18 protein-coding genes are annotated in these 25,018 nt (G+C 49.3%); 9 read left to right on the top strand and 9 right to left on the bottom strand.

Going from position 1 to position 25,018, the window contains the following annotated elements; genetic code table 11:
• Positions 1 to 44 precede the first annotated feature (44 nt).
• From BN8_RS31185 to BN8_RS31170, 4 genes are all read left to right on the top strand, one after another.
• Positions 45 to 2,324, top strand: a complete 2,280-nt coding sequence (locus BN8_RS31185) for a heavy metal translocating P-type ATPase (protein ID WP_015056980.1) — start codon at positions 45 to 47, stop codon at positions 2,322 to 2,324.
• Positions 2,325 to 2,371: 47 nt separating this feature from the next.
• A complete protein-coding gene (locus BN8_RS31180) occupies positions 2,372 to 2,602 on the top strand; it encodes a heavy-metal-associated domain-containing protein (RefSeq protein ID WP_015056979.1) in 231 nt (76 codons plus the stop codon).
• A gap of 99 nt (positions 2,603 to 2,701) precedes the next feature.
• A complete protein-coding gene (locus tag BN8_RS31175; RefSeq protein WP_083882561.1) occupies positions 2,702 to 3,217 on the top strand; it encodes a DUF305 domain-containing protein in 516 nt (171 codons plus the stop codon).
• A 120-nt stretch (positions 3,218 to 3,337) separates the two neighbouring features.
• Positions 3,338 to 6,217, top strand: coding sequence for a multicopper oxidase domain-containing protein (locus BN8_RS31170; RefSeq protein ID WP_015056977.1), 2,880 nt, complete (start codon positions 3,338 to 3,340; stop codon positions 6,215 to 6,217).
• Positions 6,218 to 6,425: 208 nt separating this feature from the next.
• On the opposite strand, the gene BN8_RS31165 is transcribed toward BN8_RS31170, so the two are convergent.
• Positions 6,426 to 7,160 (bottom strand): DUF305 domain-containing protein, encoded by a 735-nt coding sequence (locus BN8_RS31165; RefSeq protein WP_015056976.1) that lies wholly within the window; start codon positions 7,158 to 7,160, stop codon positions 6,426 to 6,428.
• 187 nt (positions 7,161 to 7,347) lie between these two features.
• On the bottom strand, positions 7,348 to 7,989 hold the full coding sequence (locus BN8_RS31160) for a DUF305 domain-containing protein (RefSeq protein WP_015056975.1): 642 nt from the start codon (positions 7,987 to 7,989) through the stop codon (positions 7,348 to 7,350).
• 180 nt (positions 7,990 to 8,169) lie between these two features.
• Here BN8_RS31160 and BN8_RS31155 point away from each other — a divergent pair, with 180 nt between their 5' ends.
• Positions 8,170 to 9,426 carry a type II restriction enzyme NmeDI-related protein gene (locus BN8_RS31155; protein ID WP_015056974.1) on the top strand — a complete coding sequence of 419 codons (1,257 nt, stop codon included), beginning with the start codon at positions 8,170 to 8,172 and terminating at the stop codon, positions 9,424 to 9,426.
• A gap of 397 nt (positions 9,427 to 9,823) precedes the next feature.
• On the opposite strand, the gene BN8_RS31150 is transcribed toward BN8_RS31155, so the two are convergent.
• Positions 9,824 to 10,930: a replication initiation protein gene (locus tag BN8_RS31150; protein WP_015056973.1), complete on the bottom strand. Its 1,107-nt coding sequence runs from the start codon at positions 10,928 to 10,930 to the stop codon at positions 9,824 to 9,826.
• A gap of 680 nt (positions 10,931 to 11,610) precedes the next feature.
• Between BN8_RS31150 and BN8_RS31145 the strand changes: the two genes are divergently transcribed.
• On the top strand, positions 11,611 to 12,381 hold the full coding sequence (locus BN8_RS31145; RefSeq protein ID WP_015056972.1) for a hypothetical protein: 771 nt from the start codon (positions 11,611 to 11,613) through the stop codon (positions 12,379 to 12,381).
• Positions 12,382 to 12,442: 61 nt separating this feature from the next.
• On the top strand, positions 12,443 to 12,703 hold the full coding sequence (locus tag BN8_RS31140) for a helix-turn-helix domain-containing protein (protein WP_040007252.1): 261 nt from the start codon (positions 12,443 to 12,445) through the stop codon (positions 12,701 to 12,703).
• A gap of 88 nt (positions 12,704 to 12,791) precedes the next feature.
• Here the strand turns inward: BN8_RS31140 and BN8_RS32710 are convergent, their stop codons facing one another.
• The 4 genes from BN8_RS32710 to BN8_RS31125 all read right to left on the bottom strand — a co-directional run bounded on the left by BN8_RS32710 (position 12,792) and on the right by BN8_RS31125 (position 19,939).
• On the bottom strand, positions 12,792 to 12,977 hold the full coding sequence (locus BN8_RS32710; protein WP_262493865.1) for a recombinase family protein: 186 nt from the start codon (positions 12,975 to 12,977) through the stop codon (positions 12,792 to 12,794).
• Positions 12,978 to 13,089: 112 nt separating this feature from the next.
• Entirely contained in the window at positions 13,090 to 16,239 is a 3,150-nt protein-coding gene (locus tag BN8_RS31135) for a Tn3 family transposase (protein ID WP_015056971.1), read from the bottom strand.
• Positions 16,240 to 16,307: 68 nt separating this feature from the next.
• A complete protein-coding gene (locus BN8_RS31130; RefSeq protein WP_040007250.1) occupies positions 16,308 to 18,731 on the bottom strand; it encodes an outer membrane beta-barrel protein in 2,424 nt (807 codons plus the stop codon).
• A 92-nt stretch (positions 18,732 to 18,823) separates the two neighbouring features.
• Positions 18,824 to 19,939, bottom strand: coding sequence for a hypothetical protein (locus BN8_RS31125; RefSeq protein WP_040007249.1), 1,116 nt, complete (start codon positions 19,937 to 19,939; stop codon positions 18,824 to 18,826).
• A 125-nt stretch (positions 19,940 to 20,064) separates the two neighbouring features.
• Here BN8_RS31125 and BN8_RS31120 point away from each other — a divergent pair, with 125 nt between their 5' ends.
• The gene (locus BN8_RS31120) at positions 20,065 to 21,360 is read left to right on the top strand and encodes a hypothetical protein (protein WP_015056968.1); all 1,296 of its coding nucleotides are present in this window, start codon (positions 20,065 to 20,067) and stop codon (positions 21,358 to 21,360) included.
• An 810-nt stretch (positions 21,361 to 22,170) separates the two neighbouring features.
• Here the strand turns inward: BN8_RS31120 and BN8_RS31115 are convergent.
• Positions 22,171 to 22,689, bottom strand: coding sequence for a PIN domain-containing protein (locus BN8_RS31115; protein ID WP_015056966.1), 519 nt, complete (start codon positions 22,687 to 22,689; stop codon positions 22,171 to 22,173).
• A gap of 8 nt (positions 22,690 to 22,697) precedes the next feature.
• A complete protein-coding gene (locus tag BN8_RS31110) occupies positions 22,698 to 23,744 on the bottom strand; it encodes a helix-turn-helix domain-containing protein (protein ID WP_015056965.1) in 1,047 nt (348 codons plus the stop codon).
• A 240-nt stretch (positions 23,745 to 23,984) separates the two neighbouring features.
• Here BN8_RS31110 and BN8_RS31105 point away from each other — a divergent pair, with 240 nt between their 5' ends.
• Entirely contained in the window at positions 23,985 to 25,013 is a 1,029-nt protein-coding gene (locus BN8_RS31105; protein WP_015056964.1) for a CBASS oligonucleotide cyclase, read from the top strand.
• Positions 25,014 to 25,018: the final 5 nt, after the last annotated feature.

Here is a 25,018-nt window from a genome sequence, read left to right as displayed (position 1 = left end):
CCTCCACTGTGGCGAACTTTGCCTAAAATAAAAAATTATCAGTCATGGTAAATGCAGCGAGTTCCGCCTTAGAAAAGCCTATTCGACCGGGCGGAGCAATAACCCGCCAAACGTTTCCGGTGCTGGAGATGACCTGCGCGGCCTGCGCCGTTAGCGTCGAGTCGATGCTAAACAACACGCCCGGCGTGGCAAAAGCGGCCGTCAATTACGCCAACCAATCCGTTGCGGTTGAGTATGATCCTAAAGCCATTACCCCGCAAGGAATGCAGCAAGTGGTGCAATCCATCGGCTATGATTTAGTGGTGGATGCGGAAGACCCCCAACAGGTTCAACAGGAGGCCCAGCAGCGTCATTACGAAGCCGTTAAGCAACGGACCATCTGGGCGGCCATTCTCTCCCTTCCCGTGGTGATTATCGGTATGTTCTTTATGGACATGCCTTATGGCAACTACATCATGATGGCCCTATCGGCACCAGTCGTTTTCTGGTTGGGCCGGTCTTATTTTATCAACGCGTACAAACAGGCACGACACGGCAAGGCCAACATGGATACGCTGGTGGCTCTATCCACCGGCATTGCCTTTCTGTTCAGTGCCTTCAATACGCTCTATCCCGAATTCTGGCACAGCCGCGGGTTGCATCCGCACGTGTACTTTGAAGCCGCTGCGGTAGTCATTGCCTTTATCTCGCTGGGTAAGCTGCTGGAAGAGCGCGCCAAATCAAACACGTCGTCGGCCCTTAAAAAGTTAATGGGCTTGCAGCCGAAAACGGTCCGGATCGTCGAGGAAGGTGCCGGGCCGCATTCGGTTGAACGTGAATTGCCCATTGCTCAGGTACGCGTTGGTCAGATCATCGTCGTGCGACCGGGTGAGAAAATTCCAGTCGATGGGGTCGTCGAATCGGGTGAGTCGTACGTGGATGAAAGCATGATTTCGGGTGAAGCCATTCCGGTGGCCAAACGGACCGGTGAATCTGTCTTTGCCGGTACGATCAACCAGAAAGGGTCGTTCCGCTTTACGGCTCGGAAAGTCGGCGGTGAAACCGTGCTGGCGCAGATTATTCGCATGGTGCAGGAGGCCCAGGGCAGCAAGGCCCCGGTGCAGAAATTAGTGGACAAGATTGCGGGTATCTTCGTGCCCGTCGTGATTGGCATAGCCATCCTGACGTTTGCGGCCTGGATGCTGTTTGGCGGAGAAAATGCGTTCACGCACGCCTTACTGACTTCGGTAACGGTGCTGGTGATTGCCTGCCCCTGCGCGCTGGGCTTGGCCACGCCTACAGCCATCATGGTCGGTGTTGGCAAAGGAGCCGACAACAACATCCTCATCAAAGACGCCGAAAGTCTGGAGCTGGGCTACAAGGTTAATGCGGTCGTGCTGGACAAAACCGGCACCATTACCGAAGGCAAACCCACCGTGACGGATCTGGCCTGGCAGGTAAGTGATGGGGAGATCCCTAACCTTTCGCCCGTACTCTACGCCCTGGAAGCCCGGTCTGAACACCCGCTGGCTGATGCGGTGGTCGAGCGGCTACGGGCCGACGGTGTTGTCGGCTCGGTTCTCGTGGGATTCGAAAGCCTGACGGGCCGGGGCGTTTCGGGCCGCTACCAGAACAATACCTATGTCGTGGGCAATGCCCGGTTGCTGGCTGAACAAGGACTTAGGATTACCCCTACCGTACAGAAGCTGGCGACCGACTGGCAGGAGGCAGCGAAAACGGTAGTGTATTTCGCCGATCAAACGCGCATTCTGGCGGTGATGGCCATTGCCGATCCGGTGAAACATACCTCCCGTGAAGCCATTCACACGCTGAGAAAGCGAGGCATTGCCGTTTACATGATGACTGGTGATAATCAGCAAACCGCACAAGCTGTGGCGAAAGCGGTTGGTGTCAGTGACTACCGGGCCGAAGCCCTACCCGCTGATAAAGCGGCTTTCGTGCAGGAACTGCAAGCGCAGGGCAAGGTGGTGGCCATGATCGGCGACGGCATCAACGATTCGCAGGCACTGGCGCAGGCTGACGTCAGTATAGCGATGGGCCGCGGTTCTGACATTGCCATGGATGTCGCCAAGATGACGCTCATTACCTCGGATCTAAAGAGCGTACCCAAAGCCTTGCAATTGTCGAGGAAAACGGTGCAGGCCATCCGGCAGAACCTGTTCTGGGCGTTCATCTACAACGTCATTGGCATTCCTATCGCGGCCGGTCTGTTATATCCGGTTAACGGCTTCTTACTGAATCCAATGATTGCCGGAGCGGCCATGGCGCTCAGCTCGGTGTCGGTCGTAACGAATAGTTTGCGGTTGCGTTCGGCGAAACTGTAAGCCATTCCAGTGGTTAATAAGGCAAAGTCACAAAAATAGCAACGCTTATGGAAACGCTCAATTTCAAGACGAACATCCAATGCAGTCGATGTGTGGCGGCCGTGACGCCCTTTCTGAATAACATCCCAAGTGTTGCCCACATTGACGGATGGAATGTAGATACAGACAGTGCCGACAAAATTCTGACTGTCCAGACAACCGATAACCGGATTGGCCAGGAAATTCAGGAAGCGGTAAAGCGAGCGGGCTATCAGGCAGAACCTACTACTCACCTTTGATTGCCAAAAGTTTCGTAAAAATCAATTCAAATCTTATAAGCCGCCCGTTCATCTAATCGGGCGGCTTATTTGTTATAGATATACCTAACAAATCAACGTATGGAAGCTCACAAGCAACACACTGCACACGCACAGCCTAGGCAACAAGGACATTCCATGTCCCACGGACGGCCCTATGGGAGATTGGCTATCATGGTCGTACTGTCCTTTATATCCATGTATATTCTGATGTACTCGATGGTTGACCGGTTTGCCAACGTCATCCCCAACGTCAACCAATTTTACATGGCTGGCCTGATGACCATGCCCATGATTATTATCGAAGTTCTGGTCATGTCGGCCATGTACATGGATAAGCGACGGAATGCCCTGATTATCGCCGTTAGTGCCCTTGCTTTAGTGGGTTTCTTTTTACTCATCCGACGGCAGGGCGCGGTTGGCGACAAAGAATTTGCCAAGTCTATGATTCCGCACCACGCTTCAGCAATCCTGATGGCCAAAGAGGCTAACCTGACCGATCCTGAACTTAAGAAGTTAAAGGAGGATATTATCACCTCACAGGAAAAGGAAATTGAACAGATGAAGGAAAAACTGGCTGAGTTAGATAAACGATAAACCCATTGAAATCATCGGCCAAAAGTTTCGCAACCACTGAGTACAATTTTACAAGCGGCCTTACTATCCTGTGGGGCCGCATTTTAGTTTATTGCTTATAGCTGAGTTAAGATTTTACCAATGAAACATTTCAATATTCTTTCGGTCGTCGTTTCTACGCTCCTGCTGTCAACGGCATACGCCCAGCATCAGCAACACACCCCGGCTGCAACTGACCAGGCTACTGATAAACCGTATGACCCCGATAAGTCGAACTTTTCCGCGGTCAGAACAACCTTACCTGTTTCCCGGCCGCAGGCGTCGGCGAAGGTAAAATTAACCGGTAAACGGATAACCTACGACCTGGTCATTGACGAACAAACGGTTAACATTACCGGCAAGCCAACCAAGGCGATGACCATCAATGGCGGCATTCCAGGCCCAACCATGCGGTTTACCGAAGGGGATGTAGCCGTAATACGCGTTCACAATAAATTAAAGACAGAAACCTCGTTGCACTGGCACGGTCTACTGCTTCCCAATAAACAGGATGGGGTTTCTTACTTAAATACGCCCCCCATTCATGCCGGTGATACCTACACATTCGAGTACCCGCTGGTGCAGTCAGGTACGTATTGGTTCCACTCGCATACCCGCTATCAGGAACAGGTTGGCGTATACGGATCAATCGTTATTCAGCCTCAGCGAATCACCCATAAAGTCGACCATGATCTGGTGCTGTTGCTGTCGGACTGGACCAATGAAAACCCGGCTTACATTTTGAAAAACCTAAAACGGCGCAACGAGTGGTATTCCATTAAAAAAGGTAACGTCCAGTCACTTAACCGCATCATCCGGCACAAAGCCGTAGGGGCTTATCTACGCCAGTCCATGATGAAAATGGCCCCGATGGATATTTCGGACGTCTACTACGAACGGTTTCTGATCAACGGTAAAGACACCACTCGTCACCCGGAGATCAAGCCTGGCCAGACCGTTCGACTGCGGGTCATCAATGCCTCCGCTTCGACCTATTTTCATGTGAACTTTGCGGGCGGTTCCCTCAAATTGATTGCAGCCGACGGGTTGGACGTTCAGCCTGTGGACGTTGACCGTCGGCTGATTGCCATTGCCGAAACGTATGATTTTCTACTTACGGTGCCCCAAGGGGGTGCCTTCGAGATACGGGCAACGGCTCAGGATGGTTCCGGTTATGCATCGGCCCTGCTGGGTAGTGGCCTGGTTCACTACGCCCCGACCATACCCCGCCCTGATCTCTACAAGCTGACGGCGAACATGAGCCGTATGGGAGGCATGGGTATGGGTTCTATGCGTATGGGACGTGCCGACACAACGGCCCAGGCAAACGTAGAGATGAACGGCCCGATGATGCACAATATGACCGGAATGAATCATGTACCCAGCCAACACCCTACGGATGCCCCAAAACCGACCCCGAAAGCAGCAGACATGGGCGCCATGGACCATAGTCAGATGCAGATGGAGCCATCCAAGCCAACCGGGACTAAACCCCAGAAACAGGCGTCAATGGCTGGAATGGACCATAGCCGGATGGATATGGGCGGAAAGCCGGCAGCGAAGAAGCCGACTGCGGCCAAAAACACTACTAAGTCATCAAAATCGGCCGGATCAATGGCGGGCATGGATCATAGTGGTATGAACATGGGCGACATGAATCCAGCCAAAGATGGTAAAATGGACATGACAGGAATGGACCACGGGCAAATGGATCATTCACCCATGCCCGGCATGGATCATAGTAAAATGGCCATTAGTGCGGATTCGATGCCTGCCACGCAAACGGACGGTAAAAAGCCGGATCATATGGTAGGCATGGACCACAGCCAGATGAACAGGACCGAACCCGCATCAGCGGGCCGGTCGAATCGCAGACAGTCCGGGGGTATGGCCGGAATGAAGGGCATGAACCACGGGGATATGGCCGATGCGTCGGCGGACGGGGCGGACCACGGCATGAGCATGATGGACGAACAAAACACCATTGACTACAGCATTCTCAAGTCTCCCGAGCCGATTGTTTTTCCGGCTAATCACCCCATCCGTGAAATTCCGCTCACCCTAACGGGCAACATGTTTCGCTACATCTGGGGCTTCAACGGACAGCCCCTGTCGCGGGCTGACATGATTCAGATTCGGCGCGGTGAAATCGTGCGTATTCGCATGATGAACAACACGATGATGATGCACCCCATTCACCTGCACGGCCATTACTTTCGGGTGCTCAACGGGAAGGGACAGTACTCACCCTTGAAGCATACGGTTAACGTATCGCCCATGGAAAGCGTCACCATTGAGTTCATGGCCGACGATGAAAAGGACTGGTTCTTTCACTGCCACCTGCTGTACCACATGCTCAGCGGCATGGCTCGTGTGGTCAGCTATAGCGACCAACCCGACTCATCCATCGCCCAGATTCAGAAGCTGCACCTGCGTGACATGCGCGATAACCAGCCCTTCGTATGGGGCTACCTACAACCGGGTTACCCCCTCAACTATTTTGCCTTAAACGTCTCCAATAACAAAAACGCGATTGTCGCTGGCGGTGATCACGACTGGCGAACCAATCGGTTCGAGTTCGATCTGGATTACGAACGATACTTCGGCGACTGGTTCCGGGTATTTGCCGGTATTGACGGCGGTAATGAAGAGTTTCTACGTGTGGTACGTCCTGAGGAGGGGGGGCAGCCCATTGGCAGTCGGCGCATTGTTAGGGCTGTAGCTGGTGTCCGATATATGTTGCCGTTCCTAATTCAATCGGAGGTTAAAGTAGATACACGGGGCAACGTCCGGTTTCAACTGAGTGGTCAGCAAAGTCTGTTTCCCAGGCTTGACTTCCAATATCAGGCACAGTGGCTGGTCAATAGTTATCTGCGAGCACACGTGGAACTGCAATACACCCTTACCAAGAATCTGTTTCTTCACACCGACTATGACACGCGTTACAAGACCTTCGGAGGTGGATTAGGATACAATTTCTAGTTCCAACTCGCTTCTTCAGCCATTGGCGAAGTCGGGAAGCGAATTAGCTACACAAAAATTCGCCTGTTGGCATTTCCGGGCTAATCCGTGGCTTTGGTAAACCGACAGAGTGCTAACCATTACAATAAAATAAGCGTAGCGGCTGAGCAGTAAAGAAAGCGGTACAACCTGATCTTAACAGACAAGGCGTACCGCTTTTAAGAATTTGCTATTCATCATCTGACAATGGCTCTGTCGTGTTAGGAATACCGTGCTCATTTACAAACTCAGCCAGTTCAATAATTTCAGCCCCTTGACTGATGATAATGATTTTTCCCTCGTCTAACGGTGCTCTGTCATTCCCGTATTTTAATTGGATGTTAGCCATATCAATGGCCCCTTCATGGTGTTCCAAAAGCTTACGGGCAAAATCGATATCGACATCTGGTGTGTTCGGTACCCGTCGAAACGATCGATTCATCGTTTGCATGGCCGTTCTCATCTCTCTCATGAACTGTTGGTACACATTAGGATCGATCCGCTCCGGTGCTGGGTGTTGCCGAAGGTAAGATTGCAGCCGCTCCCGGCTTTCGGCGTTCCCCCGGTTCGATTCTTCGGCTAATTCCTTGCCTTCGGGATGTTTACCGTACCGCAGTTCGGCATTTCCAACGTCAATGCCTAACTGGTGGTGCATGCTCATCATCATGGCAAAGTCCATGTCCGGATCACCCGTCATGGGCATGTCGTTGACCATCCGCTGCATCTCGCGGAAGATTCGGGTCATTTCCCTGTCGAAGGCTTGATCATTGGGATCATCAGACGATTTCCGGGCTGAGAAGTCAATCTCCGTTTCCTCTCCCGGTGCGACATCCGTCGAATCGATTTTACTACAGCTCGTCAAGGCGAGCGTTGCGGCCAGTGAGAGCACAGCCAGGGTTTTGTTGACAAGAAACATCTGTTTCATAACGCTATTGTTTTGAATTGAAAAAAGAAAAAGAAAGCATTGTTTTCGGTGGCCAAACTCCTCACAACCCTTGGCATTCAGACTGTCTGCTCACCAGCTCTTGGCTTATGACGATTAGTAAGGTGTTTATGATGCTGTATGAAGGCAACTTAAAAGGCCACCGCTAGTAGGGGTGGCCTTTTTTGGATTAGCGAGAAGCTACTTGATTTTCCAGCTTTTTCAACTCGCTGATTTCTTTGGTCTGTTCCCGAATGACCTTCTGGGCCATCGTTTTCATCTTCTCGGTTTTACCGCCCGACGGCCCGGCTTCTTTCAGAAAGGCCTTGGCCATGTCCACGCCCTGCTGATGGTGCTGGGCCATCATGCTGGCAAAGTCGTGATCCACGTTCCCATTCATCGAGTGGCTGCCGCTATGCATGATTTTCATGGCATCCTGCCCCAGCTTTGAAGAGGATGACTGGGGTTTGTGACTGGTGATGAACTGGTTTAGTTCAGTGATTTCTTTTTGATTGGCCGCTTTTATTTTAGTGGCCAGCGCCTTTACCTGGGCGTTTTTGCCCTGCTTGATTTCCAGATCTGCCATCTCAACGGCGGATTGGTGGTGCATTTTGAGCAAGGTGGCGAAATCGTGGTCGGGATCACCGGTCATTTTCATGCTCATCATCTGGTTCATGCCCGACTGCATGGACTTCATCATGGCGTTGCTGGCAGTGCCTCCGGCCTGACTGCTCATGGCATGACCCGCATGCTGATCCTGCTGGGCCATCACAGATTGCGTAAGAAGTAATGCCACACCAAGGCTCACGGCGAGCTTAAGTTTGTATTTCATACGTTGAGTTATATGATTAGACCCCACTATAACTTCGCATAACCTATTGATGTTATTACAATATTTTCTAAGTGGCTTATAGAATTTTTGGTTAAGCTGCCCCACTTTTAATTTGGTGTCCTTTTTTCTTTTATACTGAAAATAACCATCTTTAGCGTTTTCCAATTGCCCTTTGACTATATGTCGTCTTCAATTCCTTTCCTTAGCCAAGTCATTGCTACGTATCAACGAACTCCGGACCTAACATACCAGAGTTGGTTTCTGCATAACGCAGATCGCCTGAAGGCCTTCCGGTCGATCCGTCGGGGTGTTTTACAGGTTGTTAGCGACATTAAGGATGGTAGTTTTCCCAACGATTTTAAGGATAGCTCTTTAGAATTTGTCCTTACCTGCATTACCGAACAGAAGCAGGTATTCGAGGGGGCTTCTCACCCATTCTACTGGAAGCCGAAGCTTCGCATTCCTGACATCTATGAGAACCAAGACCACAAGCGGTATTTTGGTCAGTTTCTGGAGTGTTGCCTGAAGGCAACAAAGCCCGAAACGGTGGTGAGCGAAATCATCCGACTCGATGCCTATAAAATCAAGGGACTTGGACCGGCCGTAGCCAGCATCCTCTACTTTCTGCATCCGACCTGGCTTCCCCCCTTCAATACGGCGATTATCAATGGCTACAATCGGCTCTTCAACGAACGGCGTAAGCTGGGGTCATGGTCGGAGTACCTGGCCATCCGGGAAAGAATGCTGGCGGTGAACGCTGAATACCGGCAACTACTGTCAAACGATCTGGGAGCCTTGTCAGGTTTACTGTATGAGATAGGTGTCGGCAACCTGCTGGTGCCGGGTCTGGCGGATCAGCCCGTCGTTGAGCGCGAAAAACTTGAAAAGCAACTCTCCAAACGCCACAAGTCGGTGGTTGATGAACAACAGGAAGAACAGACGCACAGCGAAATGCAGTATCACCTGCTAACGATTGGACGAGCACTGGGTTACGATGTGGTAGCCGCCCGCAATGACATCTCCCGGCAGTACAACGGCCACTCATTTTCGTTTTTGAGCCTGCAAAACCTGCCCATTTTACCGGTCGCGCCGGAAACGGCTCAAACCATCAGCTTGATTGATGTGGTCTGGTTAGAGAAAGGGTCCGGTCGAATCATCTGCGCCTTCGAGGTAGAAAAAAGCACCTCTATTTATTCGGGCATCCTGCGCCTAACCGATCTGAGCTGTTCGCTGCCCGATCACGCCACGACACTGTATTTGGTCGTACCCGACAGCCGCCGTAAGGAGGTTGAGATGCAGCTAACCCGCCCTTCCATCCGGCAAACCAAGACGCCGATTCGTTACATTCTGATGTCGGAGCTTCGCACCCACTGCGATGCGTTGTGTCGATTCGGGGACAATCACCGGGTGTTGGATAAGATTGCTCAGACGGTTTAGAATAAGGTGATTATATCAGCACAGTATATGCAACAAAAAAGCCTCATTCCCTGAAGTTGAGTGCGGCTTTTTTGGTTACTGATTATTTCAGTACGTTGGCTCTTTTTTAGAAACCTTATCAACTTTTCAGACACAAACGGTCTCGCTCCGGGATACCTGCTGTACTGGTCGGAAATGGGATGACAGCCGGTACCGCAACGGCGGACCGTGCCGGAGCGGGCCAGCCATCTCTTTTTTGTTATGCCCAACAGTCTCAAAAAATCGCTCCGTTATTCGGACGGCTGTTACATTGCTTAAGGCGAATGACCGCACGGCGGACCGTTAATTATCTCCGTTTCGGTAAAAATCCCCACTGTATCGGCAATCAATCTGATTATTATCAAAATCCTGCATAATTCTATTTATCCTGCTGAGGGATCATGCTGTTGATTATTTGGCCGATTGGCCGGTCGCCCTTAATCCGTTTGTCAACTACTGGAGGAACAAAACTAATTTGGGGCTCATGGGTGACAATAGCTGTGGATTTACGGGGCTCTTTCAGTTTATCGAGCCCTAACGATTTAGCCAGGTACTTATTCTTATTTTTAACCTCCGGCCGGCGTTGATTCTCAAATTCTGAATGTAAGCGGAACAAAGTATCCAGAAGACCTGGCTCGGTAATGATATAATCCTTTTGCCAGGGTTTCAGTTGGTACTGCGCCATAACTTGATACCCGAGGATGACGCGCTCACTAGCGGATAGTTGCGCTATTCGTTTTTCGTCATCTTCTACGTTCTCGGCGGCTAATTGCTGAACTGGTTTGAGTTGAAACTCAAGTTCAACGACTTTCTTGCCAATCTTCTTAAAAGGTGACCACTCAAATATAAGTTGTGCTTTATTGCGTAGTTCTCGTTTAGCAACTTCTAGAACATTAACCTGAAAATCCGCATACCGATACGAGCTAGGACAATTCAAGATGTAAAGCATCTCATCAACAGGGAAGGTAAACCGCGTTTTTTTGATATGCTGATGCATGGATACAATCTCGAAAATACGGATGGCGTAAACCGACGATAACGACCAGATTATGTCCAGTTCGTATTTCGTATAGCGCTGGCCTAAGTCCGCAAAATAAGGAACAACATTAGCATAAACGTCAATTTCAATGTAACGCCTGTTGTTCTGCATAACAGACCGAATCATTGGAAACGGCGTTATGAATAAGTACTCCCCCTTCTTTTCATCTTTATAAGCGATCTGTTTTTTGGAGAGCGTTTCAGCGGCAGCACTAACCTGAGCGTAGTGATCTTTTGTTAACTCCGAATAAGGAATTAGAAAAGCTTGGTTTCGGTTCGGTTGCAGTTTGCCCTGAACAGCTAAGTTACCCAGTTGATTAACGACCAGAATGACTATCTTCTTTTCTAGTTCGGTAAACTCTTGACGGGACAGCGTGAAAATATTCGACTGATAATTAGTCGTGTGCCGATTAAACAGGCTAAGTTGGTTTTCTGGTGCCTTCTCCATACGAGTAAAAGATAAATCAAGGTATAAATCAGTTATTTAAAAAACAAACTTGCTCCTGGCAAATTGTTTTTGTGACCAATTTCAAAACCGCTTAAAACTCACTTTTTTCTTATTAACACCGCCTAAACCTCACTTTTCTCTGAAAACACACCGCTTAAACCTCACTTTTCGGCTTATAAAGTCGAGGATTTATTGGATGAACTAGCGATTTTACATGCTGAAAGTGACTGAATCAAGGACATATCGCATAAAATGTGCCTGGCAGGCACATTTATAGACTAAAAATTACCCCGTTAAAGGTCTACCGCCTAAACCTCACTTTTCGACCGCCCAAACCTCATTTTTTGCAGGAGAACCGCCCAAACCTCACTTTTCAACCGCCTAAACCTCACTATTTACATGAAGACCGCCCAAACCTCACTTTCCGACCGCTTAAACCTCACTTTCCGACCGCCCAAACCTCATTTTACAACTGCCGCTTAACCGCTTAAACCTCATTTTTGTACCGCTTAAACCTCACTTTATGATTAGTAAATATCTGTAAATTAACGAGTTGCAAGCCTACTAAATCAATCAAACTATTCATTGATAATGATCAAAAAATCAAAATGCTAATGTTGATCTATTAAAGGGTTAAAAGCGAAATTTATATATACTATTTACCTTACAGGGAAATAGTTATGCTATTTTTGCTAAAAATTCTCTGTATGGCAAAAGCAAAGCAGTCAGATTTAGCGCCACTAGCCGCCATTCGTATAGTACTGAATCAGTGTAAAACGGAGCTAGTACCCGTTGTGCACCAGGTTAGTGATCTACCCAGTGCAAAGGACTTTCCGGATCTGGAGTATTATTTTGTTCCGGCTGAGCATATGGAACTGTATCGCCCTTACCATAGACCTGGCAAACCGTACAAAAATTTCAAACTTGTTAACTTCGAACGACCGGCTATTAAGCTCACGTTTTACTATAAACATAAGTATCACATTGACCGAGGAGTCCGAGTGGAATCGGCATTGACACTCCTCAAAGAGCAACGCGACGAGCTGTTTGCCAAATCCTTCATGAACCAGCTGTCGGCTGCCCAGCAGCAAAAGCTCCAGGACATCGACATCTTGATACGGGCGATTCGGGAAACACCCGAAAAGTTTGAGTTCTGTACGTCCAATTATGAACACTATTATAAGTATTGGTACTGTTCATATCGCTACTTTGAAGACGCCGAGCAAACCAAAACGGGTACAGTTAATGAGCACCTGCTCAAACATGTAGAAGCCCCTGAAGATAAAAGAGCAAATCAATCTTCCATTGAACGACTTAACGTAATTTTCATTGACTCTAAATTTATTACGCGACCTGTCCCGTACGATAACAAGCTTATTGACCGCGTCTTAGAAACGTATCCCAATCGTATCAGTTATGGTAAATCAAGTTTATACATACGATCATTATAGTAACTTAGTGAGGACTATTGTCCCTTTTTTAAGCGGTGGTGTGAAGCGAACTTTGCCAGCTATGGCAAAAACCTCCCCGCTTTCAAGCGCTTTTGGCAAAGCGATTAAACAGATACGAATAACAAAAGGCTGGACGCAGGAAGATTTATCTGACAAAAGTGGGATGGACCGATCATATATTTCGCGTATTGAACGAGGACTAAAAAACCCGAGCTTAAGCGTAGTGTGGGAACTAGCCAATCATCTGGAAGTAAGCCTTTTTGATTTGCTAACGACAACACTTCAGCACCTGCCTGCTGATTTCCAGAAGGATCAGCAGTAAGTTACGCATAATCAAACAAACAGCGCAAATCTTTCACGGCCAAGGCCAGTTCTCAAAGATGAACCGTTTGTGACTTAACTACCATAAATCACAATTCTAATTGGTCAATACTTGCTTCATGTCGTAGTTGAGCCGATAGTTTACTCAGTTCTCGGCGTTGGGTCGTACTGCCGCTGATGGTTTCTTGGAGGACCTGTTCGCCGTCTGCCCTTTGAAGGGCGTTTATCTGAAGGTCCAGATTCTGGTTAATAGTCGATACACAGGCGTGGCCAATTTGTATTATTTAATTAGATCTGTTCAGTGTAACGGAGGATAGTGGGTATAACTAAAAAAAGGGATCAAATTCGTCACGACTTGGCTGTAGCTCCATAAAGTCTATTGCTTGTTCAATTAATCAAGGCTGAGCCGTTCGCGTTGGTAGTGACCCGCTCGTTTATAGAAACACCCACGGCTGAATCAATCCACGCCGTTAGATCAAACAACACCGCCGTCACGTATTCCTCCGAAAAATCGTACTCGCCTTGTAAATTGACATGGTGCCAGGTATGGGTGTTGGTCCGCAGAATGGCCCGTAGCAACTCGTCCCGTTCAACTGGTTGACGGCAATGGTTTAACTTATCGCTCAAATACAGCAAGTTCCAGTAGTTAATGGCGTTCATGATCAGCCGCTTGCAACCTTCGGCGACCAATTGTTCATGGTATGTCGCCCAGCCGAAAGCCTGATTATTGCCAATTACGATGGCTTTGGCAAAGCGGTTGGCGTGTTCGACGCGCGTCAGGATACCCTCGACCGTTCCGCGCAATTCCGGCTCATCAACGTAGCGCAGAATATAGTCTGTCTTGAACAGCCGTCCCAGATCGCGCAGGGCACGGTACAGGGGATGTTGGCGATCGTACGAATTGAGCCGTTTAAACAGTTGGGATGCTTTGGTGTAGCCTAATTTGATGGTGGCCACGAAGCGGAGTGCTTCGTCCCACTGACCAATCAGATTCTCGTAATCGATGCGGGCAGCAGGTGTCAGTTTGTAACCCTGCTCTTTGTAGGTAGAAACCGCATCAATACTATAAAGCTGCTGGCGGTGGATGGTGGCAAAGCGGGGCCGAAATTCGACGTCAATCAGGCCCGTCACACCGAACACGGGCTCGGTGGTGCCGTGCTGGTCGGTCGAATGGGCGTCGGGCGTAATAACTTCGTTGTAGGTAATGGCGTCGAGCATGTAGGGCGATTCTCGGTCAGCCGCACTGAAGGCCGTTGAGTAGATGAGTTGTCCGGCTTCGTCTAAGTGCGAGTAGATGGTGATGCCCTGGCCATTGCCGAAATACTTGAAGGAGGCTGAAGCTCGCAGGGACGGACCCGATACGTCAAACTTCTGACCATCGCTGCCGGTATGGATAAAGCCAGCTTGTCGGCGAAACTGATCCGTGAGCGGAAGCTGACTACTATGGGCCAAGATCAGATCGTTCGCTTTCAGGACGGTTTCCGGCGAGAAGTAGTGGGTAGCCACGGTTTCCAACGCATTTACCGAGATACTTTTGGAGATCAGCCCCATTTTACGGATGCCGATATTTTCGCCATACCCAATGATAGCCGCCAGTAGCAGTCGCTCGTCGGGCCGACTTGGCTTATGGGTAAACCCCTGATGGGTAAAGGCGTTCAGAAAACCAGTTACCTGATGAATCTGGCTCAGTACATCCCGCAAGGCGATGATCCGATTGGTAGGATACAGCATGGGCCCGTCGGAAATGTCTCTCTCTTCATCGGCCCGGTAGCGGTGCAGATGCCAGTCACCAGCCTTGTCAAAATAGACCTGCGGATTAGTTGCTAAGCAGGCGTTGGTCTTCTTGAACTGCGTATTCAGCCGTTCATTGAGAGCAACCAGTGTCGGGGCAGGCCGATCATAGCGGGTTAGGTTGGCTCTGGCTAAGTAGGCGTCGCGGTGAGCCAGCCACTGCGCCCTGGGCAGCATGTACTCTTCAAGCGCCCGGTGTTCATAGGACGACAGCACGTTCAGAGAGCCATCGCGTAAACGATCACGCAGTTTACGAAATAGCAGTACTTTGTAAAGCGAAATCCGGAGCTTGCCCGACTCAGTGTACACCCGTTGACGTTCATCCATATCCAGAAACTCCAGCGGCAGGCCCGCGCTGGCGCTCACCTCGCCCCGGCGCTCCTGAAAGTAACGCAGGGCGGTCAGCGTGTCGGCGATTCGACCGTCGCCGACTGGATTCGTGTCATCGAACACTAATTCCTGCACAATACCGGCGACGCGAACCTGCAACTTAAGCGACTCTTTCTCCAGCATACTGTAGTAGTCGTCCCGGTCGGCAAGGGGCTGGTTAACCGTTTTCAGGTTCTGGAGTCGCTTCCGGTCAGCCTCTAGTTCGTCGGCACTGACGCATTTGTGTCTTAAGAGCTGTCGAATCTGCTCTACTTTCTCACCATCCGTGGCCGTCTGATGATCCACAATAGTTTCGATCTTGCTCAACGCATCAACGTGGGCGTCACTCCGCCGAACCACCTGGCCAACCAGACCGGCTGTGGCTTGGCGGCTTAGGTAAAGCTGCTCTTTGAGCGTCTGTTCGCTCGCATTAAGCATACTGGTAACGGCTTGCCGAAGGGTTAGAATCAGGACATCGCCGACGGTCAGGTACTGATGGACAATGAAGGCAATTAAACGCAGGTAGCGTTCGTGACTACGCTGCGAACTTTGCTTTGACTGCGTATCTAAAACGTACTGAGCATAATAACGAATCGTATCGTCTGACAGATTGAGTTCCTCAATCAAACTCCGGAGTTGACCGAATATCGCTTTCAGTTTAGTAAACAAGCTAACCCGCTGACGAATGGCTTTGGGCTGCATTGATTGGGTAATCCGCTTGAGGCCGGTGAGCCGGTAGCGCAGCAAACCCGCCACCGAATCATCCGAAGGCGTCTGCTTCGCCAGCAGCCTATCGAGCATCGCCCGGTCTGCTGGTTGCAGATGCTGCTCGATGATTAGTTCTAAATGTGTATGATACGCATCTAGCGCCTGGTTAAGCAGCAGCCGTAAGGTATTGTAAGGGGGTATCTCTACCCGTCGTTCGCGCAGATAGTCGGCCAGGGAATCCAACAGCAGGGCTGGCCGGGTTTGCAGGTGAGCCAACCGATTGGCTTCGTCCATTAAGGCAGCCTGGTGAACGGAGCTGTAGGACTCAAAGCCCAAATGATGCAGTATATCCTGTCGATGCCGGTAGCCCGTTCGGGTATGGGTGTACTCGGCGAGATCCACGCCATTTGGGTCCAGCCGCAGCCGTCGGCTCACCCACTCGACAACCTCCCCCTCAAATCGGTCCGGGACGAAAAAGCGGGTTACGACCCTAAAGTAGCCTAACTGCAAGATGAAACCGACTTTGTTGGTCGGTAACTGAATACTCTGTAGGTACGTCTCGGCCCAGAACGGCAGATTTAAAAGAATCAATCGCTGTTCCGGGGTGAGGGTCGGGGGCGTGTCAAATCGGTTACGTTCGTGGGGCGACAGGTAGGAGCGACGGGGCATGTAGAGGTTGCCTTCCTAATATGAGCGATCAAATGCTCGGTAGGCGATTATAGCATTGACCGATCTACTTATCGTGGACCTACTCGACCCTGCTCTTCTTCTGAACTGGTTCGACGCTGAGGAGTCGATTTAAGCCGCTGATCACCTAAATTATAGGTGAAACTTAACCGGACAACGCGACTCTCAAACTGTCCCCGGAAGAGAATCTCAGTGTTGGCGAAATTGTTGTATGACCCAAACCGCATGGTCTTAAAAACATCGCTTAGGTTAAGCCCGGCGTTGGCCCGCTTATTCCAGAGACTTTTCTGCACCCCCACACTTACCTGTCCTCGTCCAACTAATTGCACCGTACCCGACGCTGTCGGTGAGTTGTAAAAACCGGTCACCTCGGCCGTAAATTCGTTGGGAAAGGTGAACGAATGGTTCATCCGCACGTTGGCCGATAGCTGCCGGTTATCTAATGCTTGAGCTAAGTAGACGGTTTGGTATTGATTGAAAAATACATCCACCGATTGACGCACCATCCACCATTTAGTAATCGATACCGGAAAGCCAATACTCACATTAAAGTTGGTCAGTTGATTCAGATTTTCTACCGTTGACTTGATCTGTTGCGTTTGGGTATCCTGAACATTGACCGGAGCAATGACATTCATAGTCCGGTTGTAGCCCAGATTAATCGTCGTTTGCCCCTTGTAGGCATAGCCTAACTGGAACGCGTCGGTGTATTGCGGTTGTAAAAACGGATTGCCCTGATAATAATTAACCGGATCATAGATTTCAATAAACGGATTAAGATCCTGGTAATTGGGGCGATCGATCCGTCGGCTGTAGGTAGATCGAAATTGATGATGCAACCCTACCTTTCGAGAAATAAACAGGCTGGGAAAAAGATTGATGTACCGGCGGTCCATTCGTTTAGCCAGCGTAATCGATTGGCCAACCGAATGCGTGTGTTCCAATCGAATACCCCCCTGAATTGACCACATCGCGCCGGTCCATCCTGTGTTTACGTAAACAGCCTTGATTGTTTCATCGTAGATAAAGTGATTGGTGCGATTTTGATCCAAACGCCAGGTGTCTTCCAGTTGCTGCTCAAAGCGCACATCGTTATCGGACTTCACAAAGCTGAATTTAGCGCCAGTCTCCAGTTTTAATCGATTATTAACTGGATAGACCCAATCCACTTTGCCCGAGCGGATCGTCACCTCAGCGCTGGACCGACTACGTTGTAGCAAGGGCGGAGCGATCGGACGACCCAGTTGATCTAAGGAACGGGTGAACAAATCACTTTCCGGATGGAAGACCACGCGGGCATAGTCCGCATCAACGGTTAATTGCTTGCCTAAGCTATCGAACGTGCGTTTATAATTGAGATTAGTGGCTAACCGGCCAAACACTAACCGAGTGTCGTTGGTCATGGGCTGGTCACTTAAAAATTGGCCTTGGCCATTGTAAAGTCGATTCTGGTTTACGATGAAATCCGTTGCGTTATTGAACGAGCCGTCAAGCATGAGACCAACTACCTGGTTTTTCCCCGGCGAGTAATCGGCTCCTGCCTTGAACAGATGGGTATTGAATTGGGCCGAACGAGCCGCTTGTTTATCGTTGATGACTACATCCGCCCCGTTACCAAACCGACGGTGGCTGATAATGTCGACTAAAAACTTTCCGTAATCATAATTATAGCTACCAAATCCGTTCCAGTTGCCTTGGCGATGGTTCAAACTCAGACCGGACGATGCTTTAGGCAACCGGCCGTAACCACTCCCAATTGTCACGCTACCACTAGTTCCCCGTTTGCGGCTACCTCGCTTGAGCCGGATATCAATAATTCCCGAATTACCAGCCGCATCATATTTGGCGGATGGATTGGTGATCAGTTCAATGCGTTGAATGCTATTACTGGGCGTGTTACGTAACAGCGTAACCACTTGCTCACTCGAGAGGTAGGTTGGTTTACCATCCAGCATGACGAGTACGCCCTCCCGACCTTGTAAACTGATCCGGTTGTTCTGCGCATCAACCATCACGCCCGGTGCCTTCTCCAATACGTCAAGGGCCGTGCCTCCCACGGCAACGAGGCTATTCTCCACGTTAACGATGGTGCGATCCAACACTTGCTCAATGAAGGGCTTTTGGGCCGTTACGTTGATTTCTCCCAGCATTCGCGCATCCTCAGCCAGTTGTAGGGGAGGTATGCTGACGACCAATTGATCCAGTTGGAGCGCCAGTGGAGCCGAGACTCCGGGTCGATAACCCACTGCCTGGACGGCTACCTGGTAGGAGGCTAAGGGTACGTTGTCAAAAACGTACTGACCCAACGTATCGGTGACGCCCCCCTTGACCAAGGTTGAGTCCGTTGTACGTTGCAGTAATACCGTAGCAAACGGTAGGGGTTCGCCTTTTTTGTTTTGAACAACTCCCCGGACGGTCGCTTTAGGAATGGATTGAGCGCTGGTGTACCGGGTAAGCAGTAGACTTATCGTCATCAGCAAGAAGCTTAGATAAAATGCCCTTCGTGACTGAACAAGGGAAATAAACATACGGGAAATGGGGGTTGGGAAACGAATGAGAGGTTGGTTTATGGACGGGGGAAGCGTAGACCGGACTGGTCAACCAGTAGGGCCTGAACGCCCCAGCCGCCAAAGTCTTCAGCAATGGCAATCCACAGTTCATTCCGTCCTTTTCGCAGCCGCACATACAAGGTGTCGTAGTAGCCCATTGAGCCTAAAAAACGGTAATCTCTTGACCTGAATTCGTCGTGTCCCCGGTATAATAGGGTATCATTCAGGTACACCTGTGCCCGGTCACTGAACCCCAATTGTAGCGGCTTGGTCTGCTCACGCTCGGAATCAATCAGCAGCCGGGCAAAGGTTGTCGTAGCCGTTGAAGACCAGACGACGCTCCGGGCCAGGTTGAGCCGCCCTGTCGGTTCTGCCTCCATGGTTTGCCAGGATAATTTGTTTTTTTGGTCAGGAGTCAACTGCACGACGTTGCTAATGGCTGACTCGGCGAATGCATTGGAAACCTGCCAGATTGTGATGGCGCCCGCAGGGACGGCTTGCGGGGGTGGCACGGGGGTAAGCAGCGGCTTTTCCAGAACCGTATAACTGAAATTAGCGTAGTGGGCGGCCCCATCGGATGCCCCCCCCACGCTTATCGTACCGGGCTGTACGGGTCGTTGTAACTGAGGAACCACCAGGACCGGTTGGGCCATATTGTCAATATAGACTTGCAGTTGTTGATCGGCGATCACTAACTTGACGTGCATCCATTGATTGAAGGAAAGTTGTACCGGGGCCGTATACCCTTCGCCGTGGTAGAGTTGCCAGGAAGGCCACCCATTATACACCGGGTTGTACTGGGTAGCGTCTGGATTGCCCGACTGGTGAGGCCGCAGGTAAAAGCTTTCGTAGTTTTTGTCGTTTTGCATACGAAACGAAACCCCGACGAAGCCTCGCCCTGGTGCCAGGGCCAGGTCGTATTCAAGGATCCCATTGGTGAATTGGACCCCGTTCAATAAAGCAGACCCATCGGTAAACCGTACGGAGGGTTTACCCAGGTAAGTTTCTTGGTTGTAGGTACCTTGAAATGTCCACCGGTCTTTGGTAAATTGAACGGCTGTTTGAGCGTTGCTGGTCGAGTAAAGCCAGAGTAAAAAGAACAGGCATGCCGGGGTTGAGCGAAAGGAATTCATACGATAATTTGCGAGGGGAATTGTCGGCCGTAAAAATGATACCCCTCCTTACAATACCCTGATTCAAGGTTATTCAATCCGCGTTCAACTTAGTTCAAATTCTTAACTAATTGATCCACAGACTCATGTTAGCTCAACAAGAAGAAGTTGACTTAGCCCGCTGTCGGCGGCTGATCGAGCGTCAAATTGATTTTGGTAGTCCGGAAGGATGGACGACGGGGGACTTTGACCGGCTGAGCGCTGACATCTTAAGCCGGACCGGCGTATGTCTGAGCGTGACAACCTTGAAGCGGGTATGGGGTAAAGTAAAATACGACTCCTCCCCAACACTGACGACGCTGAACGCGTTGGTGCAGTTTATCGGTTACGCGAACTGGTATGATTTTCAACAACCAACGAGTGGTGAGAATACGGGGAGTCGTTCACTGGTTACCCCAGCGCCCCTGGGTTCTGCCCGGCGTATGCGTCAATTCGTACCGATGCCCTACCTAGTTTTTACCGGTATTGTTGTCACATTAGTAGGCGTACTGTTTGTCTTCTTAAATACCAGACAACCGGTATCGCTTTCGCCCCGTGATTTTTCATTCAGCAGCCAGCCCGTAACGCGGGGTATACCGAACACGATTGTCTTCACCTACGATGCTACCGCTTCGCCCACCGACTCGGTTTTCATTCAGCAGTCCTGGGACCCCAAACGGCGTCAACTTGTTTCCAGGAATAACCACCAACATACGTCGGTGTACTATGATCCCGGCTTTTTTCGGGCAAAGCTCGTTATTGGTCAGCAGATCGTTCGGGAACACCATTTGCTGATTCCTTCCGAGGGGTGGCACGTCTCTGTTTTTCGGGATCCCGTACCCGTCTCGTTTCCGGCCAGCCAACTTGTTTCTAATGGCATCCTGCACCTGCCCGTGAAGGCAATAAAGGAACACAACATCCCCATGCAGCCGGAAGCCCCCATTGTTCGTTACCGCAACATACGAGCGATGCCGGGCCTACGTACGGACAACTTTGTTTTGGAAACCCGGCTCAAAAGCGATTTTGCACAAGGTTCTTCCGTTTGTCAGCAAGCGTTGATCATGATCCACGGCAAGGAAGATATGTTTTTTATCCCGCTCAGCGCTAAAGGTTGCGTTTCGACGCTGAACCTGTATGCTGGAGGTAATGAGGTCAAGGGGACCCAAACGGACTTGTCGGCTTTTGGCACTACTATGCAAGAGTGGGTAGATGTCCGCTGTGAAGTAGCCGATCATCAGGTGACGATATGGATAAACGGCAGGGAGGCCTATCGAGCGAAGCGACAGGGCGTTCCTACTGACATCGTGGGTATTACCTTTCAGTTCGAAGGGACGGGTTCGGTCGATTACTGCCGATTCGCTCAGTCCAACGGTAAAATCATCTTTGCTGATAATTTTGATTGATCCTTTCTGGTAGACTACAGCAAGTTGGTTAGCTCCATCCAGTAAGCTTGCTTGGCTGATACTAAAAAAAGGAAATCATTTTCACCACGACCTCGTCATTGGCTTGGAATTTACATTTCGAGATTCAAGCCATCCCGTCGATGCTTGAGCATAACCCCTGTATTTACTTTAGCTAAACGGCCATAACCCCTCCCTTTAAGATCTATACTGTTCGTTCAGTAGGCCGTAGTACCCCGCTTAAATTCTACATTGAGTAGTTTAGACGAATCGTCAAAATCGCGTATCTGCCTTCAAGAGCAGCTTAGTAATCGACCGAACAATCGGTCCACCGAAGCGGTTCTGACGAATTTGGTCCGTTTTTTTAATTATACCCGATAGTGAACACGGATTAATGAACAGCGATTCAGAACAGTTTTTAATAGAAAAATAAGTGATCAATGCTGTTTGTCAGAAAGGCCCTTATTCTGGACATCCGATTTATACCAGATCAAAAAATTCTCGTTCTGTTATTCTTTATACTATGGTGAGCGTAATTGATCAAAGTAGTATTGACTGATTTAGTCTTCGAACGTACTTAACATTTATTGAACGTGAGTTAGACAAACGTTAAATCGTGCTTTAGCTAAAACTCACGGCTAAGTCTGCCTGCATTCACTTCCTAAGTTGATACACCTGCCTAACTCGATATGGCACGATAAGGGCATTAATGGAACGCTTTTTTGTAGACTGGCTCTATTTCGGGGTTCGGACACCGCCCTTACTTAATCTGTCAGTTAACCTTCAACTTTTTATTAGATTAAGTATTGACTGTTATAAGTGATGTAAAGGTTGTGTTTGTAGCCAATGTTGAGCCATAGCTGCGCACTCGCTTTGATCTAACTTACAGTTCACGTCTAATAACTGCTCAATGTGTTCTTGAGCATCTCGTGGCGTCAGTTTATTCAGTTTAACTAACTCGTCGAGTACCCATAACAGGCCACAAGTGTTCAATCCAACGTGCTGGGCTGCAAGCTTTACAGACTTAATCTCTGTTAACAATAAACCACCGCGTTCCTCCGCCAATGCTAAGCCGGATAGGTCTTGAATTGATAGTGCACGATTAGCGGTAAACTGAGGATTGACGATAGCCAATGATTCCGCTTGGGCGAAGGCCAGACTACCGGCTTCTACATACGAATTGTACAGTGCTTGTTGCGAGTTAGATAAATCATTAAAAATCAGCTTTGTCGTAAGAAAGTCCGCTTCGATAGCGAAGGGTAAGCTGGTAAGTTGGGCTTTAAAAAGGGTAATAAGGATGTTAACGTCATGAATAACAATCTGGGGTCTCATGCCAGGGCTTAAATCTGCGCGTCAATGATATCTCGTAACTCCGCTGCTTTTAAGTCACCTAAGTTAGCGGCTTTGGTTAAGGATACCAATTCTTCCACGGCAATTCGATATACCAACTGTCTGAAGCGGTAGGATTTTTCAACGCCAAGGTATTTGCCCAAACCTTCCTCTTTCTTATTCTTAGCCATCCGTATACAGAATCCTTTGTATATGTAGTCATTGACAATGTTTAAGTCATTAGCCCGGTGCATGATGGCTTGAACAGAAATACCATATTGTTCTTTGATCATAATTAGCTCGGCAAGAGTGATATGGACCCTAACTTTGCCCAACAGTTCATACATGACTGGGCGCGGAATAAGCATAGCACTGGCAAACCGGTGGCAACATTTTTCAACAATCCGATGCTCTGTGTTCTCAGGAAACAATAGAAGCAGATGGGCCAATTCGTGCAATGCCGTAAACCGCTTACGTTCCGAACCATAATTTTTATTAAGCACAATGACGGGAACGCCATTTACGTACGTCGATAAACCGTCAAACTCGTTCGGTGCTTCAATCTCAATTACTTTTATCCCTTTTTCTTCCAGCGTCTCAATGACGTTGGGAATGGGGTTATAGCCCAAATGCCAGCTTTTGAGCAATGCTAAAACCCTATCTTCCACCTCTTCGGGCTTTGTAATAGCGTTCTTCGCTAATGGATTTTGAAAACTGCGTTCAATCTGTAGTATCTCCTCAACCTCAAAGTAGCGTTCTAAATGATCTTTAACAATCTCTTTGATGCTATTAATTTCTTTAACGCCCAGCTTTGCCTTTCGTCGGAACTCCACATTGGTTAGTTCAACGGCAGACGCCTTAAAAAAATAGTCAGGCTTGACCGACAGAGCGTTGGCCAGAGCAACGATGACCGACTCGTCGGGTAACGACTTGGCATCTTCATACTTCTTAATGGCAACGTAGCTGACAGCGTTGTTCATTCGTTCCGCCAGTTCCCGTAACGATAGCTTGGCCAGTAAACGAGCCTGCTTTAATCGAGCAGCGAAGACTTCTTTCATAGTAGTAGTTAACAATCGAGATTTTGAGCTTCACTAATATTAACGGCTGATAGCCAAAAAAGCCGCAAAGGTACTACTTTATACTTACTATACGGCCCTCTGGTGCAAAATTAGATCACACCTGGGTTAACAAACAAATTTTTTAGGTTAACAAAATGATTTAAGAAACCTTTTTTGTTAACCTCTCGTTGGCCCTCTTGTAGCATCCATATAGCCTGCTTCGACCTTTAATTATTCTTTATGAATCAATTCTCGTACCACCGCAACACGCTCCACCGCCGTCTAACGTGTTTCGTAAACTGGATTCGTCCGGAGGATGAAACCATCGATCAGATAGCCGCCCAGGCGGATTTTATCCGCTCTCGAATAAAAGCAAAAGCGATTGAAGATAGCCTGCTCGTGACGGCGACGCCCCATAGTGGTTCATTTGCAAAACGGACAGGCTTACGTCGGCACATGCGAGGACATGCCGAGGTGGAAGGGCAGGACGTCGACATTCCGTTTGTGGTAGCGCCCAAGGATGCCCAAGGGGAAAAGCTTACCGAATTGTTGGACCGATTTGCCCGGTATGCGGATTCGACTTACCCTGATACCGCCAAAGAGCCTACCAAAAGCTCAATCAAACTGAAGTTCAGCAACCGGCTTTTCTTCGATATTGTCCCGATGCTATCGACGGGTCGGGCGGATGAGCAAATCATCATTCGCTCCAATGGGGATCGCCTGAAAACGTCCATTGAAAAACATGTAGCTTTTGTCCGGGCACGAACCAAGTCGAGTGACGCCTTGGCCGGCCGGGTTCAATTCAATGAATGCGTCAGGCTGATGAAATGGTGGCGGGAAAGTCAATCGGTTGATAACTATTATTTCGGCAACGGAAACCTTCCATCGAGCATGCTCATCGACCTGCTCTGCGCCAAAGCCTACGATGAGCTATCCGTCTGCACAACTTACGCGGAAACCTTAGCCCGGTGGTTTAGCTTACTGGCCAGCTTAGTAAAACAACGCAAACCTATCTTCTTCTCCGACGTCAATACCAAACAGCCTGCCGATGAATCGGCGGAGTGGTGCGTATTCGATCCGGTTAATCCCGAAAACAATGTGGTTAAAAAATGGGGCTACGGAGAAGTGAATGAACTAGCCGACTGGCTGGCGAAGGGGCGGGATGAGTGGGCCAGGGCCATCCGCTTCAACGAGGATGGTGAGGACTCCAAATCGATGGACAGCATGGTCCGCATCTTTGGTAACGCGTTTCGTAACCACTGTGACTAAACTAT

Source organism: Fibrisoma limi BUZ 3 (assembly GCF_000296815.2).
GTDB classification, from domain to species: domain Bacteria; phylum Bacteroidota; class Bacteroidia; order Cytophagales; family Spirosomataceae; genus Fibrisoma; species Fibrisoma limi.
This window is presented reverse-complemented; position numbering and strand designations above follow the sequence as displayed.